The organism is Stenotrophomonas sp. BR163, assembly GCF_047520985.2.
Lineage (GTDB): Bacteria > Pseudomonadota > Gammaproteobacteria > Xanthomonadales > Xanthomonadaceae > Stenotrophomonas > Stenotrophomonas sepilia.
The window spans coordinates 25,368-40,936 of sequence record NZ_JAXBRE020000021.1; the positions used below are offsets into that span (position 1 = coordinate 25,368).

General features: G+C 67.4%; 16 protein-coding genes. 6 read left to right on the top strand and 10 right to left on the bottom strand.

The features are described from left to right. Nucleotides 1-14 precede the first annotated feature (14 nt). From ACM0PY_RS15935 to rpsU, 5 genes are all read right to left on the bottom strand, one after another. A complete protein-coding gene (locus tag ACM0PY_RS15935; protein WP_134972436.1) occupies nt 15-515 on the bottom strand; it encodes a protein tyrosine phosphatase family protein in 501 nt (166 codons plus the stop codon). Between the two features lie 27 nt (nt 516-542). Next, nucleotides 543-2,282: a DNA primase gene (gene dnaG, locus ACM0PY_RS15940; RefSeq protein WP_012478939.1), complete on the bottom strand. Its 1,740-nt coding sequence runs from the start codon at nt 2,280-2,282 to the stop codon at nt 543-545. Between the two features lie 60 nt (nt 2,283-2,342). Beyond that, nucleotides 2,343-3,263: a YihY/virulence factor BrkB family protein gene (locus ACM0PY_RS15945; RefSeq protein ID WP_005415012.1), complete on the bottom strand. Its 921-nt coding sequence runs from the start codon at nt 3,261-3,263 to the stop codon at nt 2,343-2,345. 105 nt (nt 3,264-3,368) lie between these two features. Beyond that, entirely contained in the window at nt 3,369-3,812 is a 444-nt protein-coding gene (locus ACM0PY_RS15950) for a GatB/YqeY domain-containing protein (RefSeq protein WP_005415013.1), read from the bottom strand. A 133-nt stretch (nt 3,813-3,945) separates the two neighbouring features. Next, the gene (gene rpsU, locus ACM0PY_RS15955; protein WP_002808376.1) at nt 3,946-4,161 is read right to left on the bottom strand and encodes a 30S ribosomal protein S21; all 216 of its coding nucleotides are present in this window, start codon (nt 4,159-4,161) and stop codon (nt 3,946-3,948) included. 166 nt (nt 4,162-4,327) lie between these two features. On the opposite strand from rpsU, the gene tsaD reads away from it, so the two are divergent. Then, the gene (gene tsaD, locus ACM0PY_RS15960) at nt 4,328-5,353 is read left to right on the top strand and encodes a tRNA (adenosine(37)-N6)-threonylcarbamoyltransferase complex transferase subunit TsaD (protein ID WP_072169028.1); all 1,026 of its coding nucleotides are present in this window, start codon (nt 4,328-4,330) and stop codon (nt 5,351-5,353) included. Between the two features lie 33 nt (nt 5,354-5,386). Here tsaD and ACM0PY_RS15965 read toward each other — a convergent pair whose 3' ends face one another. Continuing rightward, a complete protein-coding gene (locus ACM0PY_RS15965; protein WP_069140015.1) occupies nt 5,387-6,052 on the bottom strand; it encodes a hypothetical protein in 666 nt (221 codons plus the stop codon). 359 nt (nt 6,053-6,411) lie between these two features. Between ACM0PY_RS15965 and folB the strand changes: the two genes are divergently transcribed. The 4 genes from folB (at nt 6,412) to ACM0PY_RS15985 (ending at nt 11,102) form a co-directional block, all read left to right on the top strand. Then, nucleotides 6,412-6,765 (top strand): dihydroneopterin aldolase, encoded by a 354-nt coding sequence (gene folB / locus ACM0PY_RS15970; protein ID WP_005415016.1) that lies wholly within the window; start codon nt 6,412-6,414, stop codon nt 6,763-6,765. Nucleotides 6,766-6,856: 91 nt separating this feature from the next. Then, nucleotides 6,857-8,128 carry a mechanosensitive ion channel family protein gene (locus tag ACM0PY_RS15975; protein WP_134971468.1) on the top strand — a complete coding sequence of 424 codons (1,272 nt, stop codon included), beginning with the start codon at nt 6,857-6,859 and terminating at the stop codon, nt 8,126-8,128. Between the two features lie 128 nt (nt 8,129-8,256). After that, nucleotides 8,257-10,431 carry a glycoside hydrolase family 3 N-terminal domain-containing protein gene (locus ACM0PY_RS15980; RefSeq protein WP_134971466.1) on the top strand — a complete coding sequence of 725 codons (2,175 nt, stop codon included), beginning with the start codon at nt 8,257-8,259 and terminating at the stop codon, nt 10,429-10,431. A gap of 128 nt (nt 10,432-10,559) precedes the next feature. Next, nucleotides 10,560-11,102, top strand: a complete 543-nt coding sequence (locus tag ACM0PY_RS15985) for a hypothetical protein (protein ID WP_134971464.1) — start codon at nt 10,560-10,562, stop codon at nt 11,100-11,102. Nucleotides 11,103-11,166: 64 nt separating this feature from the next. Here ACM0PY_RS15985 and ACM0PY_RS15990 read toward each other — a convergent pair whose 3' ends face one another. After that, nucleotides 11,167-12,336, bottom strand: a complete 1,170-nt coding sequence (locus tag ACM0PY_RS15990) for a PQQ-dependent sugar dehydrogenase (RefSeq protein WP_180886019.1) — start codon at nt 12,334-12,336, stop codon at nt 11,167-11,169. Between the two features lie 169 nt (nt 12,337-12,505). On the opposite strand from ACM0PY_RS15990, the gene yiaA reads away from it, so the two are divergent. Continuing rightward, entirely contained in the window at nt 12,506-12,958 is a 453-nt protein-coding gene (gene yiaA / locus ACM0PY_RS15995; RefSeq protein ID WP_111201288.1) for an inner membrane protein YiaA, read from the top strand. Nucleotides 12,959-13,065: 107 nt separating this feature from the next. On the opposite strand, the gene ACM0PY_RS16000 is transcribed toward yiaA, so the two are convergent. The 3 genes from ACM0PY_RS16000 to ACM0PY_RS16010 form a co-directional block, all read right to left on the bottom strand. Further along, on the bottom strand, nt 13,066-13,389 hold the full coding sequence (locus ACM0PY_RS16000; RefSeq protein ID WP_061478554.1) for a hypothetical protein: 324 nt from the start codon (nt 13,387-13,389) through the stop codon (nt 13,066-13,068). A gap of 110 nt (nt 13,390-13,499) precedes the next feature. Next, complete coding sequence (locus tag ACM0PY_RS16005) at nt 13,500-14,801, bottom strand: APC family permease (RefSeq protein WP_061478555.1); 1,302 nt, start codon at nt 14,799-14,801, stop codon at nt 13,500-13,502. Continuing rightward, the gene (locus tag ACM0PY_RS16010; protein ID WP_134971458.1) at nt 14,798-15,559 is read right to left on the bottom strand and encodes a L,D-transpeptidase family protein; all 762 of its coding nucleotides are present in this window, start codon (nt 15,557-15,559) and stop codon (nt 14,798-14,800) included. Before ACM0PY_RS16010 ends, ACM0PY_RS16005 begins: the two co-directional genes overlap by 4 nt. Nucleotides 15,560-15,569 lie beyond the last annotated feature (10 nt).

Sequence of the window (15,569 nt, forward strand, 5' to 3'; positions counted from 1 at the left end):
TTGGTGCGGAGAGTTCAGGGCGAGGTGACCGGCGTGGCCAGGCGTTGGCGGGTGGCGGCTTCCAGCGAGGCCAGGCCAGCACGCTGGCCCAGCTGAAGGGCCTGTTCGGGGCTGGCATGTTCGTAGCGTGCGTTGACCAGGCCGAGCACGGCGCCGGCGCGGTTGCCGGACGCACAGTGCAGCAGCACCGGCCCCTGGCTCTGCCGCAGGGCCTGGTGCACGGCGCGCACGTTGGCGGCATCGAGCCCCTCGGCACCGGCCACCGGAATGCGCACGTAGCGCAGGCCCAATGATTCGGCGACGCGGGTTTCGTCGAAACCCCGGTCCTCGCCGGGCTGGCGCAGGTCGATCACGGTGCGCACGCCCTGCGCGGCAAGTTCGCGCAGTTGTGCGGCGGAGGGCTGGCCGCCGGCATACAGGCTCGGGCGGACTTCATTGAGCGGGCCATCTGCGGCCAGGGCCGCCAGTGGCAGGCAGAGCGACAACAACAGCAGGCAGGGCAGGCGCAGCAGCATGGTCTTCTCCGTGAGAACGGTCTGCCGCTACAGGCGCAGTCCGGCGCGCGCCTTCAGCAGCTCGCGCAGTTCGTATTTGTCAGTATCATCCAGGCCCTGCTGGCGCTGCTTTGCCAACAACTCCTCCAGGCGTTGCACCAGCAGCTGTTTCTCCAACTGGGCCACGGCATCGTGCAGTTCCTGGGTCCAGCTGGCCTCGGTGCCGGGCAGCGTCTGAGCGGCCAGCGTATGCAGCGACGCCTGTTCCTCGCGGCCGTCGAAGTGTTCCAGCAGGGCGCCGGTGCTGATGTCCGGGCGCTGTTCGACCAGCCCCAGCAGTTCCAGCAGCAGCTCCACGCCCGGCAGTCGCAGGCCCTGGAAGTGATGCTTTCCGCCCAGGGTCAGCGCCAGCGACGGCTGCTGCAGCAGCACGGCGATCGCGCCGCGCACCAGGCTGCGCTTGGCCACCGGCTGGATCGTCCGCTGTGGCTGGCGTTGCGGCATCGGCGCGCGCGTGGCCTGGGCAGTGCCGCCCAGGCCGGTCAGCTGCGCCAGCTGCTGCTTCATCAGGTCGCCGAAGGCACCGTCGGGAATCTGCGCCAGCATCGGCTTTGCGCGTTCGGCCAGGCGCGCCTTGCCGTCCAGCGTGCCCAGGTTGATCTCGCGGGTCAGTTCATCGAAGAAGAACTGCGACAGCGGCGTGGCCTGCTTCAGGCGCTCGTTGAAGGCCTCGGCGCCTTCCTTGCGCACGATGGTGTCCGGGTCCTCGCCATCGGGCAGGAACAGGAAGAAGGCCTGGCGGCCATCCTTCATGCGCGGCAGCACCGACTCCAGCGCCTTCCAGCCGGCGCGGCGGCCTGCGGCGTCGCCGTCGAAGCAGAAGAACACGTCCGGTGCGTTGCGGAACAACAGCTCGGCGTGGTCCGGCGTGGTCGCCGTACCCAGCGTGGCCACCGCCTGGGTGACGCCGAACTGGAACAGCGAAACCACGTCCATGTAGCCCTCGACCACGATCAACCGCTCGATCTTCTGGTTGGCCTGGCGCACCTGCCACAGGCCGTACAGTTCGCGGCCCTTGTGGAACAGCGCGGTTTCGGGCGAGTTGAGGTACTTGGGGCCGTCGTCCTTCTCGAACACGCGGCCACCGAAGGCGATCACCCGGCCACGGCGGTCGAAGATCGGGAACATCACCCGGTCGCGGAACTTGTCGTAGACGTGGCCGCGGTCGTTCTTCGAGAAAAGGCCGGCGCGGTCGAGCAGCTTCATGCGCCGCTCGTCCTTGCCGAGCGCGTCGCGCAGGCCGCTGTAGCCGTCCGGCGCGTAGCCGATCTGGAAGCGCGCGCGGTTCTCTTCGTCCACGCCACGGCCATCGAGGTAACTGCGTGCCTTGTCGCTGCTTTCCAGGTTCTTCTGGAAGAACCGGGCGGCGGCATCCAGTGCCGAATACAGCTCGCGGCTGTCGTCCTGCTGCTGCGGGCTGCGCGGATTCTCGTTGCGTGGCACTTCCATGCCGGCGCGCTTGGCCAGTTCATCCACCGCGTCGAGGAACTCGAGGCGGTCGTAGTTCATCAGGAAGCTGATCGCGGTGCCGTGCGCGCCGCAGCCGAAGCAGTGATAGAACTGCTTGGTGGGCGAAACCGTGAACGAGGCCGAGCGCTCGTCATGGAACGGGCAGCGTGCGGCGTATTCCTTACCCTGGCGCTTCAACGGCACGCGGCTGCCCACCACCTCGACGATGTCGGTGCGGGCCAGCAGGTCGTCGATGAAAGCGTCGGGGATACGGGCCATGGGCAACAGGGCAGGGCGCGGTACAGGACCACGCGACGGAACCGGGGCGGTTGCCCTAGTTTACCCCCTGTCGGGCACCTGGCTGGCGGTGGCCGGATCGATGCCGGCGGCGGCCAGGTGATGGCGCGCGCGCAGGCGCTCATCGATCACCGCGGTCATCAGCGCGCCAACGAAGAAGACCACGGTCGCGTAATAGATCCAGACCAGTGAGATCACCAGCGCGCCCATCGAGCCGTAGGCACTGCCGGGGGCCACGGTGGCGATGTAGACGCCGATGCCGTAGCGGCCCAGTGCGAACAGTGCCGAGGTGATGACGCCGCCGATGAAGGCCTGGCGCCACGCCACGCGGCGGTCGGGCAGGTAGTGGTACATGAAGGCGAACCCCACCGCGTACAGCAGCAGGCTGGTGACGTACCCCAGCGCGGGAAGGATCGAGGGCAATTGCGCGAAGGCGACCTGCAGTACCGTGGTGGCAGTCATCGACAGGATCAGCAGGAAGCCCAGGGCCAGCACCACGCCGAACGAGAACACACGCTTGCGCAGCCAGGCCTTGATGCCCTCCAGGCGCTCGCCACTGGTGCGGAAGATCAGGTTGAGCGCGTTCTGCAGCTGCGCGAACACGGCGGTGGCGCCGACGAACAGCAGCAGCGTGCTCCACAGCCCCGCCAGCGAGCCGACGTCGGGCTGGTTGTCGGCGTTCTTCAGGACGGTTTCGGCCACGGTGGCCGCGCTGCTGCCGGCCACCGAGCTGATCTGGTCGATCAGTGCCTGCTGGGCCGGCGGGTACAGCGAGGCGGTCAGCCACAGCAGCAGCACCAGCAGCGGTGCCATCGACAACAGGGCGTAGAAGGAAACGGAGGCGGCCTGGGTCAGCACGTCGACGTCGATGAAGCGCTTGGCCACCGCCATCGGAAAGCTGTCCTGCAGGCGCTTGAGGTACTTGTGCAGGGACACGGGAACGTTGGGCTCGGGTTCAACCATGGGTGTGGTTGTAGCAGGCGGCCAACGAAGGTGCGGTGAAGCGGGTGCATCAATGGGGTCAGAGCCCTTTCGCGTTGCGAAAGGGATCCGACCCCGTGTGCCGGATTACGCCAGCTGCTGCTTGACCAGCTTGGACACCAGGCCCATGTCGGCCTGGCCAGCGAGCTTGGGCTTCAGTGCGCCCATCAGCTTGCCCATGTCGGCCGGGCCGGAGGCGCCGGTCTCGGCGATGGCGGCCTGGATGGCGGCCACTATCTCGGCTTCGCCCATCTTGGCCGGCAGGTAGGCTTCGATGACCACGATCTCGGCGCGCTCGATCTCGGCCAGGTCTTCGCGGTTGGCCGCTTCGTACTGGCTGACCGAGTCCTTGCGCTGCTTGACCATCTTGTCGAGCACGGCGATCACGGCGGTGTCATCCAGCTCGATGCGCTCGTCCACTTCGCGCTGCTTGATGGCGGCATTGATCAGGCGGATCACGCCCAGCTTGTGCTTCTCGCCCGCCTTCATGGCGGCCTTCATGTCTTCGGTGAGCTGCTGCTTCATGCTCATGAGGAACCTCGTGGTGGTAGGTGGGGCGGGGCGGATGCCCGAACCCGGAAACGCAAAAAGCCGGCGACGCTCGCGCGTGCCGGCTTCGGCTCCATCGCGACGGGCAGGCCCGCCGCAATGAAGATGCGTCCGATCAGTACAGGCGCTGACGCTTGGTGACGTCGCGCGACGAGCGGCGCAGCTGACGCTTCACAGCAGCGGCGGCCTTGCGCTTGCGCTCCTGGGTCGGCTTTTCGTAGAACTCGCGCTTGCGGGTTTCGGCCAGCACACCGGCCTTTTCGCAAGTGCGCTTGAAGCGGCGAAGAGCAAACTCGAAGGGCTCGTTCTCGCGGACTTTGACGCTGGGCATGGAATCTCCGGGACACAGTAGAACCGGGTCACGCCCGGCGAGCCGCACATTATAGCGGCGAATCGACAAACTGCAAGCGGCCAACCCTGAATACGGGCCGGCGGTTCGAAAGCAGTGAGACCTGCACGTCCCCCGAGGGGACGGCAGGGGCGTCATAATAGCAGGCATGCGAGTCCTTGGCATCGAATCTTCCTGTGATGAGACCGGCGTGGCGGTGTATGACACCGACCTGGCCGGCAGCGCGGCCCTGCGCGCCCATGCGGTCTACAGCCAGATCGCCCTGCACGCCGAATACGGTGGCGTGGTGCCCGAGCTGGCCAGCCGCGACCACGTCCGCAAGCTGCTGCCGCTGGTGCGCCAGACCCTGGCCGACGCTGGTCTGGGTGTAGGCGACATCGACGGGGTGGCCTACACGGCCGGTCCTGGCCTGGTCGGCGCGCTGCTGGTCGGCGCCGGCGTGGCCCGATCGCTGGCCTGGGCGCTGGAGGTACCGGCCGTCGGCGTACACCATATGGAAGGCCACCTGCTGGCTCCGCTGATGGAAGACGACCCGCCGGAAGCGCCGTTCGTGGCGCTGCTGGTGTCCGGTGGCCATACCCAGCTGGTGGCGGTGGATGCGATCGGCCAGTACCGCCTGCTGGGCGAGACCCTGGACGATGCGGCCGGCGAGGCCTTCGACAAGACTGCCAAGCTGATGGGCCTGCCGTACCCCGGTGGGCCGCAGCTGGCCAGGCTGGCCGAGCAGGGCACGCCGGGCGTGTACCGCTTCGCGCGGCCGATGACCGACCGCCCGGGGCTGGATTTCAGCTTCTCCGGCCTGAAGACCCAGGTCCTGATGGCCTGGCGCGACAGCGACCAGAGCGAGCAGACCCGCGCCGACATTGCCCGGGGCTTTGAGGACGCGGTGGTCGAGACCCTGTCGATCAAGTGCGAGCGCGCGCTGGAAGCGGCCGGGACCAATGTGATCGTGGTGGCCGGCGGTGTCGGCGCGAACAAGCGCCTGCGCGCCCGCCTGCAGCAGATGGCCGAGCGTCTCGGCGGCCGCGCCTGCTTCCCGCGGCCTGCACTGTGCACCGACAACGGCGCGATGATCGCCTTCGCTGGCGCGCTGCGGCTGCAGGCTGGCCAGCACAGCCCGCCGAAGGTGGATGTGACCCCGCGCTGGGACATGGCGACCCTGCCGGCGGTCTGAGCCGGTGGCGCCGGGCCACGGCCGGCGGACGCTTTACCGATGCACTGCCAACGGCGACGCCGCCAGCACGGTTGTCGCCCGCTCATGGCGCTGCAGCCAGCCCAGCGTGTGTGGGCAGCGGGCATGGATCAGCCGCCCGATCGCGGCCAGGTCGGCGCCGATGTCGCGCTCGAGGATCGGTTCGTGGTGGGCGATGCGGTTGCGCAGGTGGCGGATGCGTCCGATATCCGCATGGATGGCTTTCCTGACGGCACTGGGATGAGCAGAGGGAGCATGCTGCAGAACCCTGCTGAGTGCGGGTATCCAAAGCGTGGAGTCGAAGCGACAGGTGAAGAGCTGCTGCCAGAACACCATCGGCAGGTTGGCGACGATCCCAGGTGTATCGGTTACGCGGCTGGCAAGTTGTTCCAGTGCCGTGCGCGGAGAAGTACTGGATGAGGTTGGCAGCCTCCGTCGGAAGGCACCATTCCAGGGCCAACGCGGGCCGTGCTGCCTGGCGAGCACCGCTGCAGCGGCGTTGCGGGTGACCACTTCGCACAGATGGACCGGCATCATCAGAGCACTGCACATCCGCATGTTCCACAGGTACAGGGATTCGGCTGTGACGTCGGGGCTGCAGGTCGATGCGATTCTCTCGTAAGTAGACAGACGCTCCGCTGACAACGCGCGCCGCAGTACATCGTATGGAGCCATCGTCATGTGCGGTGGTGAAGGAGGGATCGATGTTCGCGAGAGTGGGCCGCGGCGACCATCAGGGAACGTCGTTGTCCGCGCGGCTGAATTTCTGCGTTTTGCCTCGGACGAATACCTGACCTGCCCTGTCGGAATTGGCCTTGACCGGCGATCTGGTCCTTGCCTAATCTGCGTGCCTGCGCCACCGGGACTCGCGGCTGGATTTCAGCTCCCCCCGGGGACAAACGGTAGTACCAAAGGGCCCCGCTAGCAGGGCCCTTTGTCTTTTCTGGAGCCGCGTCCCTGCCGGCCGCCCACCGCCCGTTCCGGGCAGGCTCACCGCCGTGCCGTTACCATGGCCGCCTGTATTCGTGCCGGTAAGCGCAATGGACAAGGTTTTCATCGAAGGGCTGACGATCGACGCCCTGATCGGTATCTACGATTGGGAACGACGGATCCGCCAGGACCTGGTGTTCGACCTGGAAATGGGCTTCGACAACCGTCGCCCCGCGGCCACCGATGACATCGCCCACACCCTGAACTACAAGGCGGTGAGCAAGCGCCTGGAGCAGTTCGTGCGCGAGTCGGAGTTCGGCCTGGTCGAGACACTGGCCGAGCGCTGCGCGCAGATCGTGCTGGACGAATTCGACGTGAAGTGGCTGCGCCTGAAGCTGAGCAAGCCCGGCGCGGTGCGCGGCGCGCGCGCGGTGGGCGTGATCATCGAACGCTCGCGGGACTGACCCGGTAAATCCGGCCGCCGGCCGGAAACCCCGGTAGTGCCGGCCGCTGGCCGGCAACCTTGGCAACAACGAAACAGACAGGAGACAACTGATGGTGGATGCGGTGGTGGCGGTACAGTGGCTGGAACGGCTGCAGAACACACTGGAACCCTATCCCGGCGCCTACCTGGCGTTGATGATCTCGGCGCTGCTGATCGCCGCCGGCCTGGCCAACTGGGTGACCAAGCGCATCCTGCTGCGTGGCCTGCGACGCCTGTTGCAGCGCCTGCCAGGTGCCGAGTCCGGCCGTGGCAGCCATTTGATGCGGGTGATCTCGCGCCTGTCCAACGTGGTGCCCAGCCAGGTGATCGCCTCGGGCATCACCCTCATCCCCGACCTGCCGCCCAGCCTGGTCAACGTCATCATCAAGCTGTGCATCGTGTGGGCCGTACTGACGGTGTCGATGGCGTTCTCGCATGCGCTGGACGCGGCCAACAGCCTGTACGAGCGCAAGCCCGATGCGCGCAACAAGCCGATCAAGGGCTACCTGCAGGTGGTCAAGATCGTGGTGTTCGTGGCCGCCGGCCTGTCCATCGTCGCCACCCTGCTTGGGGTGAAGCTGGGCCCGCTGGTGACCGGCCTGGGCGCGGCCACGGCGGTGCTGATGCTGATCTTCCAGGACACCATCCTGTCACTGGTGGCCAGCGTGCAGATCAGTGGCGATGGCCGCGTGCGCATCGGTGACTGGATCGAGATGCCCAGCCAGAACGCCGACGGTGACGTCATCGACATCGCCCTGCACACCATCACCGTGCAGAACTTCGACAAGACCATCACCACCATCCCGACCAAGAAGCTGGTGACCGAGTCGTTCAAGAACTGGCGCGGCATGCAGGAGGCCGGTGGCCGCCGGATCAAGCGCGCGCTGTACCTGGACCAGCACAGCGTCGGTTTCCTCGACGACGGCGACCTGGCCTTCCTCGGCGAATTCGCGCTGCTGCGTGACTACCTGCGTGAAAAGGAGCAGGAACTGGGGCAGTGGAACGGGCGCCTGCGCGAGCAGGGCGTGGCCGAGGTCAACAGCCGCCGGGTGACCAACCTGGGTACCTTCCGTGCCTATGTGGAGCGTTACCTGCGCAGCCATCCGGGCATCCATACCGACATGACCCTGCTGGTGCGGCAGCTGCAGCCGACCACCGAAGGCCTGCCGCTGGAGCTGTACTGCTTCACCCGCAGCACCGCCTGGGGCGAGTACGAGGCCGTGCAGTCGGACATCTTCGACCACCTGCTGGCGATCCTGCCGGCCTTCGGCCTGCGGGTGTTCCAGGCCTCCAGCGACGCCATGTTGATGGCCGGGCAGCGCCAGTTGGCCGGCTCGGAGTAAGCTGCGGTGCCCCCGGCGGGGCCATACGGACCCCGCTGGTGGCTGAAACTGAACGAAGAAACCTCTCGCCAAATGGCTCGGGATCGCTAGAATGCCGGGCTTGTAAACGTTTTCATCAAGGACTGCCGGTGGCCTCCGATCGCATCGAATCCCTCATTGCCCAGATGACCGTCGAGGAAAAGGTCGGCCAGCTGGGTGTCTTCGCGGACATGGTCCGCCCGTTCGCCCCGGACGTGAACCCGGAAGCCAACGTGCGCAATGCCGACCAGGTGCTGCAGCAGGTGCGCGAGGGCAAGGTCGGCTCGCTGTTCAATGGTGTGGGCGCCGAGTTGGGCCGCCGCATCCAGCAGGTCGCCACCGAGGAGAGCCGCCTGGGCATCCCGGTGATCCTGGCCGCCGACGTCATCCACGGCATGCGTACCGTGTTCCCGATCCCGCTGGGCGAGGCCGCCAGCTTCGAGCCGGACCTGGCCGAGCGCACTGCGCGCGCCACCGCCATCGAAGCCACCGCTGCCGGCCTGCACTGGACCTATGCCCCGGCCGTGGACATCGCCCGCGACCAGCGCTGGGGCCGTGGCGCCGAAGGTGCCGGCGAGGACGTGGTGCTGGGCTGTGCGTTCGCCGCCGCCCGCGTGCGTGGCTTCCAGGGCAGCGACCTGCGTGCCGCCGATTCGCTGCTGGCCACGCCGAAGCACTTCGCCGCCTACGGCGCGGTGATGGCCGGCATGGAATACAACATGGTGGACATCTCGCCGCAGACCCTGCGCGATGTGCACCTGCCACCGTTCAAGGCCGCCTTCGAGGCCGGCGCGATCACCGTGATGTCCTCGTTCAACGACATCAACGGCGTGCCGGCCAGCGCCAATGCCGAACTGCTGACCGACATCCTGCGCGGCGAATGGAAGTTCCCGGGCGTGGTGATCTCCGATTACACCGCCGATATGGAGCTGGTCGCGCACGGCTACGCCGCCGACGACCGCGATGCTACCGCCAAGGCGTTCACCGCCGGCCTGGACCTGAGCATGCAGAGCGGCTTCTACGCCGAGCACCTGCCGGGCCTGGTCGAGAGCGGCGAAGTGCCGATGGCGGTGCTGGATGAAGGCGTGCGCCGCATCCTGTGGCTGAAGGAAACCATCGGCCTGTTCGACGACCCGTACCGTTCGCTGGACCCGGCGCGCGAAGCGGATACCTCGCATATCGCCGCGCATGATGAACTGTCGCGCGATGCCGCGCGGCGTTCGATCGTGCTGCTGAACAACCGTGACAACGTGCTGCCGTTGCAGAAGGCCGGGCAGAAGATCGCGCTGATCGGCCCGTTCGTGCAGGACCGCGAGAACATCGAAGGCTGCTGGACGCTGTTCGGCGACAAGCAGCGTTACGTCGACCTGGAAACCGGCGTGCGTGCCGCCATCGGCGACGAAGCGCTGCTGGAAATCGTGCCGGGCTGCGAACTGGAAGCGGCCATTCCGGGCGGTACCGAAGCGGCGGTGGCTGCCGCGCTGCGCGCCGATGTGGTGGTGCTGGCGCTGGGCGAACCGCAGCGTTACAGCGGTGAAGCACAGTCGCGCGTGGAGATCACCCTGCCGCCGGCACAGCAGGCACTGGCCGAGGCCGTGGCGATGACCGGCAAGCCGCTGGTGGTGCTGCTGCGCAATGGCCGCGCGCTGGCGCTGCAGGGCGCGGTGCGCAATGCGCAGGCCGTGGCGGTGACCTGGTACCTGGGTACGCAGACCGGCCACGCCGTGGCCGATGTGCTGTTCGGCGACTACAGCCCGTCCGGCCGACTGCCGGTCAGCTTCCCGCAGGTGTCCGGCCAGCAGCCGTACTTCTACAACCACCCGCGCACCGGCCGTCCGGAGCTGCCGACCATGTCGGAGTTCAAGGCCCGCTGGCGCGAGATTCCGAACGAGCCGCTGTACCCGTTCGGCCACGGCATCGGCTACACCACCTTCGCCTACGGCGTGCCGCAGCTGAGTGCTGTGCAGCTCGGCTGGGACGACACCCTGACCATCACCACCACGCTGACCAACAGCGGTGATGTGGCCGGGGAGGAAGTGGTGCAGCTGTACATCCACGACCGCGTGGCCAGCCGCGTGCGTCCGGTGCGCGAACTGAAGGACTTCCGCAAGGTGGCACTGCAGCCGGGCGAGTCGACCGACGTGGTGTTCACCCTGACCCGCGAGCAGTTGGCGTTCACCGGCCGCGATGGCGTGCTGCGTGCCGAACCGGGCCAGTTCGACCTGTGGGTCTGCGCCTCGTCGGCCGCCGGCGAAGCCGTGCAGTTCGAACTGCTGAAGGCCTGATCAGAAAAAGGGGACGGAGGGGATCAAGTCGTTTGTGCCACTAACGACTTGATCCCCTCCGTCCCCTTTTTGTTGCCGTCACTGCGGCGGCGCTACCATCGGGCTTCCTGTTTCGATGGAGTGCGCGTATGCGCCGGATGGCCTACCTGATTCCCGCTCTGCTGCTGGCGGCCTGTTCGCAGCCTGAGCCCCCGGCGGATGCGCCGCCGCCGATGGAAGCGAACGCGGCAGCGACGCCTGCCGCTGAACCGGCGGCGCCGGCTGCCGAACCTGCCGCCGCCGCACCGGCTGCACCGGCCGCGGAGGCGCCCGCCGAGGACGCGCGTGCGCGCATCGAATCGCTGCTCGGCGATGCCGCGCAGTTCGAGAAGGTCTTCAACGCGTTCAAGACCGCCGTGGTCGGCGGTGATCGTGCTGCGGTGGTCGAGCAAGTGCGCTTCCCGTTGAACATCAGCGACGGAAAGAAGATCACTGGCCCCGGTGAGTTCCAGCGCAACTACGAGAAGATCATCACCCCGGCGGTGGTCAAGGCGGTGTCCGGGCAGGACTTCGGCAAGGTGTTCGTCAACCAGCAGGGCGTGATGATTGGCGATGGACAGGTGTGGTTGAACGGAAAGTGCCTGGACAAGGCCTGCACGCAGACCGAGGTGAAGGTCATCACCATCCAGTGAACGCAGACGGCCCCGCACGCGGGGCCGTCGCGGAAAAACGTGCCGGCCAGCGGCCGGCGGCACCTCATGCCTTCGGCGTCAGCTTCAACAGGCGCGCCTTGCTGCCGTCTTCCAGCAGCCACAGGGCGCCATCCGGGCCCTGTTCCACTTCGCGGATGCGCTCGCCCATGTTGAAGCGTTCGGCTTCGCGCGCGCTGTCGCCATCAAAGGCCACGCGCACCAGCGAGGTCGACGACAGGCCACCGATGAAGCCGCTGCCCTTCCACTGCGGGAACAGGTTGCCGCTGTAGATCACGAAGCCGGCCGGCGAGATCACCGGCGTCCAGCTCACCTTCGGGGCGGCGAATTCCGGCCGGGTATCGTGGTCGGGAATCGGGCGGCCGTCGTAGTGGTCACCGTTGGAAACGATCGGGTAGCCGTAGTTGGCGCCGCGCACGATCAGGTTCAGTTCGTCGCCGCCGGCCGGGCCCATCTCGTGCGCCCACAGCTTGCCGTTGGCATCGAACGCCATGCCCAGGATGTTGCGGTGGCCCAGCGACCACACCTGTGCGGCAACCCCGCCCTGCGAGGCGAACGGGTTGTCGGCGGGCAGGCTGCCATCGTCGTTGAGGCGGATGATCTTGCCGAGGTTGCCGCCCATGTCCTGGGCCGGATCGAACTTCTGCCGTTCGCTGGAACTGATCCACAGCTTGCCGTCCGGGCCGAAGGCGAGGCGATGCCCGTAGTGGCCCTCGCCGCTGACCTTGGGGCTCTGCCGCCAGATCACCTTCAGGTCCTTCAGCTGGCCAGCCCCGTTCGCATCCAGCGCCAGCGTGGCCCGGGCCACGGCCGCACCGCGGGTATCCAGCGTGCCTTCCTCGGCATAGCTGAGGTAAACGACGTGATTCCGGGCAAAGTCGGGGTGCAGGATGATGTCGCCGAAGCCACCCTGGCCACCGTAGGCAACCTTCGGAACGCCGGTGATCTCATGCTTCTGGCCGCTGGCCAGATCCAGGTGCTGCAGCTTGCCGCGCTTCTCGGTGACCAGCAGGCTGCCGTCAGGCAGGAAGGTCATCGCCCAAGGCTGGTCAAAACGGCTGACTTCGGTGGCGGTGAACGGACGCTGGTCGGCGGCGGAGGAGGCTGCGGGCGCTGCGGTCTGGGCGCCGTTGGCGCCAGGATCGGCGGCGTTGCAGGCGGAGGTGGCGAGGATCGGCACGAGGCCGAGGGCGAGCAGCAGGGGCGTACGGGTCATGGGTATCTCCAGGGCGGGGATGCGGATGGCCGGGCTGCCCCTTGTATACCACCGCAGCCGTGACCGTCGTGGCCCGAAGGTCCTGCGCCCCCCTGTGCGACAGCGGCGGGATCGTCTAGGGTGGGCACGCCCGGGCAAAGCATGCCCGTCTGCCTGCCAAGGACCTGCAATGAATACTGCCATGCCCCACAAGCCCTCCACCGCCTTCATCGCTGCCTCGTGGGTGGCCCTGCTGCTGGGTGCGGCGGCGTACCTGATCGGCCTGTTCAATGCCACGATGGCGCTCAACGAGAAGGGCTACTACCTGACCCTGCTGCTGTTCGGCCTGTTCGCGGCGGTGTCGCTGCAGAAGAGCGTGCGCGACCGCGTCGAAGGCATTCCGGTGAGTGGCCTGTACTACGCGCTGTGCTGGTTCGCGTTGCTGTCGGCGCTGATGCTGCTGCTGATTGGCCTGTGGAACGCCACGCTGGCACCGAGCGAGAAGGGCTTCTACGGCATGGCATATGCGCTGTCGCTGTTCGGTGCAGTGGCTGTGCAGAAGAACACCCGCGACCTGATCGCCGCCGGTGGTGGCGAGCGCAAGCTCAGCGCGATCGTGCCGCCGCTGCCGGAACAGGAATGATCGAGCCGGTGTAGAGCCGAGCCATGCTCGGCTCAGTCGAGCATGGCTCGACGTTACAGACGTGGTGCGGGAGCCGAGCGTAGGCTCGGCTCTACAGCAGCCTGGCGCTATCGCTTCAAGCGCGGATCTGCCAGCTGCGCTTCGTCCCAGCCGCGGCGCACGGCGTTACGTGCCTGCGCCCAGTCCAGGCGACTGCGGCCACGTTCGTTGGCCCAGCGCGATTCCAGTTCGGCTTCGACCTGCTCGTACGCGCGGATCATGTCCTGCGCGCGCGCGGCGTGGCCGATCCGGTAGGCCGGCTCGTAGTCCTCGAAGAACAGCTGGTCGTCGTAGTACGGCTCGGCGGTGTAGCGCTCGCGCCAGTAGTTGCTGACCGCATCGCGCGGCGTGCTGTCGTCCGGTACGCGGCCGGGGATCTGGTACTCGGTCATGGAAGGCTCCGTTGTGGACGAAGCCTGATCCTGCCTGTGTGGCGGTTAACGGCCCGGTCCGGCAGCGTGATCGCCAGATCAATCCGCCGGGCATGGCCCGGCGCTACCGGTCATCCGGCGTCGGCGTCCTTGCGCGGCAGCTTGTAGATCACCGCGCCGATGGCAAACGCCACCAGTGCCGCGGCGATGTTCTGCCAGCTGGCACTGGCGAACAGGGCCAGGCACAGCAGCAGCGCGAGCACCGGAATCAGCGGGCCACCCGGCAGTTTCAGTGCGCCCGGCCGGTCCGCATAGCGCTTGGCCAGCACCAGTACCGCAGCGGCCGTTCCGATGTAGGCGAACAGGCGCGTGGTCATCGACAGCAGGGCGAGCTGCACGAACGAACCGGACAGGGCCAGGCCCAGCGCGATCAGGCCCTGGCACAGGATCGATGCGGCCGGCGTATGAAAGCGCGGATGCACCTGCGCCAGGATCTTCGGCCCGTAGCCATCGCGGGCCAGTGCGAACAGGAAACGCGGGCCCATCATCATCGTGTTGCTGTTGGTACCGAGGATGGAGATGGTCGCGCCGATGGTGAGGATCAGTGCCAGGGCCTCGCCGCCGAAACCGGCTGCGGCGTCGGCCAGCGGCGTGGCCGAGCTGGCCAGGCCGGCCAGCGTACCCTGCGCCACCACCTGCACCGCGCCATAGATGACGGTGACGGTGATGATCATGGTGATCAGCGCGAACGGAATATCGCGGCGTGGATTGCGGTACTCGCCGGCGGCGGCCGGGATGTTCTCGAAGCCGGCGTAGGCGTACAGCAGCAGCAAGGCGGCCTCGCCCATCCGTTGCAGGTCATGCGGGTCCGGGCGCTGGCCGGAGAAGGCCAGCTGTGGATCGATATAGAACGCACCGACAGCCACGAACAGCAGCAGCGGCAGCATCTTGCCGATCACCAGTACCACGCCGGTGCGCGCGGCCGAGCGCACGCCGATGATGTTGACGCCGGTCAGGAAGCCCAGCGACACCACGATCACCGCGATGCGGCCCATGCCGGCGCCGGCCCATGGCCAGAAGCGCGCGACCGCATCGGCCAGCGCGTTGCTGAGTGCGGCCGCCGAGCTGATGCGGGTCAGCCAGATCATCCAGCCGATCTCGAACCCGGCGAAGCGCCCGAAGGCCTCGCGTGCGTAGAGGTAGCTGCCACCGGGTTCATCGAAGTAGCTGGCGGCCTGCGCGTAGCACAGCACCAGCAGCGCGACGACGATGCCAGCGGCGACCACGCCCCACAGACTGAAGGGGCCGAGCAGGGCGACGGTGGCGGCCGGCAGCAGGTAGATACCGCTACCGATCACATCGTTGATCGACAGGCCGACGATCTGCCAGCGGCTGACCGCGCGCTGCAGCTGTGGTTCGTCCTGCGCGCTCAACGGGCGTCTCCGCTCAGCGCGGGCAGCTGCCACTGCACCTGCAGTCGCTGGTACTCGGTGCGCGGCAGCAGCACGAAGCGCGGCGTATCCTGCGGCCGCAGCCAGTCCAGCAGCGCCTGCATGCGTGCTTGTGGCATGGCGGTACAGCCGGCGGTGGCCTCGCCGGGCGTGCGCCACAGATGGGCGAAGATGCAGCTGCCCCTGCCAGGCTGGTTGTCTGGGTTGTGGGCGATGACGAAGCCCTCCCGGTAGCGCACGTCGCCCTTGTTGTGCAGGTCCAGCCGCATCGGCTCGGTGGAGCCCTTGACCGCTGCGCTGCCGACTTTCTTCTCATCGACGATGCGGTTGTAGAACGGCGAACCGGGCACGTCCATGCAGTAGCTGCTGTCCAGCATCGGCTGGTAAGGCATCGCGGTGCCGGGGCGTGTGACGGCATAGCCGAACGCACTGCCGAGCGCGAATATGCCGGCCGGGCTGCGGTCATCGCCTTCCTGCTTCTGCGGGCCGTCGGCCTGCGCCGGGTGCAGGCCCAGGCCCCAGGCGCTGCCGGTACGGCCGAGCGCCACAGGGAACGCCTGTCCATGTGCGTGCCAGCCCTTGCCATCGCGCACATAGGCCTGCAGCTGCCCCTGGGTGCTGTCCCAGCCTTCGCTGGTGACCACGATCAGCTGGCGCGCGCCATCCAGCGGCGCCGCGTGAACGGACACCGTCGCAGCAAGCAGCAGCGCAGCGGTAGCGAGGCGAACCAGCGATTTCATCAACAGGTGC

Excerpts from the sequence above, each read along its gene's own strand:
- ACM0PY_RS15935 (WP_134972436.1), bottom strand. The coding sequence starts at position 515 with ATGCTGCTGCGCCTGCCCTGCCTGCTGTTGTTGTCGCTCTGCCTGCCA.
- dnaG (WP_012478939.1), bottom strand. The coding sequence starts at position 2,282 with ATGGCCCGTATCCCCGACGCTTTCATCGACGACCTGCTGGCCCGCACC.
- ACM0PY_RS15945 (WP_005415012.1), bottom strand. The coding sequence starts at position 3,263 with ATGGTTGAACCCGAGCCCAACGTTCCCGTGTCCCTGCACAAGTACCTC.
- ACM0PY_RS15950 (WP_005415013.1), bottom strand. The coding sequence starts at position 3,812 with ATGAGCATGAAGCAGCAGCTCACCGAAGACATGAAGGCCGCCATGAAG.
- rpsU (WP_002808376.1), bottom strand. The coding sequence starts at position 4,161 with ATGCCCAGCGTCAAAGTCCGCGAGAACGAGCCCTTCGAGTTTGCTCTT.
- tsaD (WP_072169028.1), top strand. The coding sequence starts at position 4,328 with ATGCGAGTCCTTGGCATCGAATCTTCCTGTGATGAGACCGGCGTGGCG.
- ACM0PY_RS15965 (WP_069140015.1), bottom strand. The coding sequence starts at position 6,052 with ATGACGATGGCTCCATACGATGTACTGCGGCGCGCGTTGTCAGCGGAG.
- folB (WP_005415016.1), top strand. The coding sequence starts at position 6,412 with ATGGACAAGGTTTTCATCGAAGGGCTGACGATCGACGCCCTGATCGGT.
- ACM0PY_RS15975 (WP_134971468.1), top strand. The coding sequence starts at position 6,857 with ATGGTGGATGCGGTGGTGGCGGTACAGTGGCTGGAACGGCTGCAGAAC.
- ACM0PY_RS15985 (WP_134971464.1), top strand. The coding sequence starts at position 10,560 with ATGCGCCGGATGGCCTACCTGATTCCCGCTCTGCTGCTGGCGGCCTGT.
- ACM0PY_RS15990 (WP_180886019.1), bottom strand. The coding sequence starts at position 12,336 with ATGACCCGTACGCCCCTGCTGCTCGCCCTCGGCCTCGTGCCGATCCTC.
- yiaA (WP_111201288.1), top strand. The coding sequence starts at position 12,506 with ATGAATACTGCCATGCCCCACAAGCCCTCCACCGCCTTCATCGCTGCC.
- ACM0PY_RS16000 (WP_061478554.1), bottom strand. The coding sequence starts at position 13,389 with ATGACCGAGTACCAGATCCCCGGCCGCGTACCGGACGACAGCACGCCG.
- ACM0PY_RS16010 (WP_134971458.1), bottom strand. The coding sequence starts at position 15,559 with ATGAAATCGCTGGTTCGCCTCGCTACCGCTGCGCTGCTGCTTGCTGCG.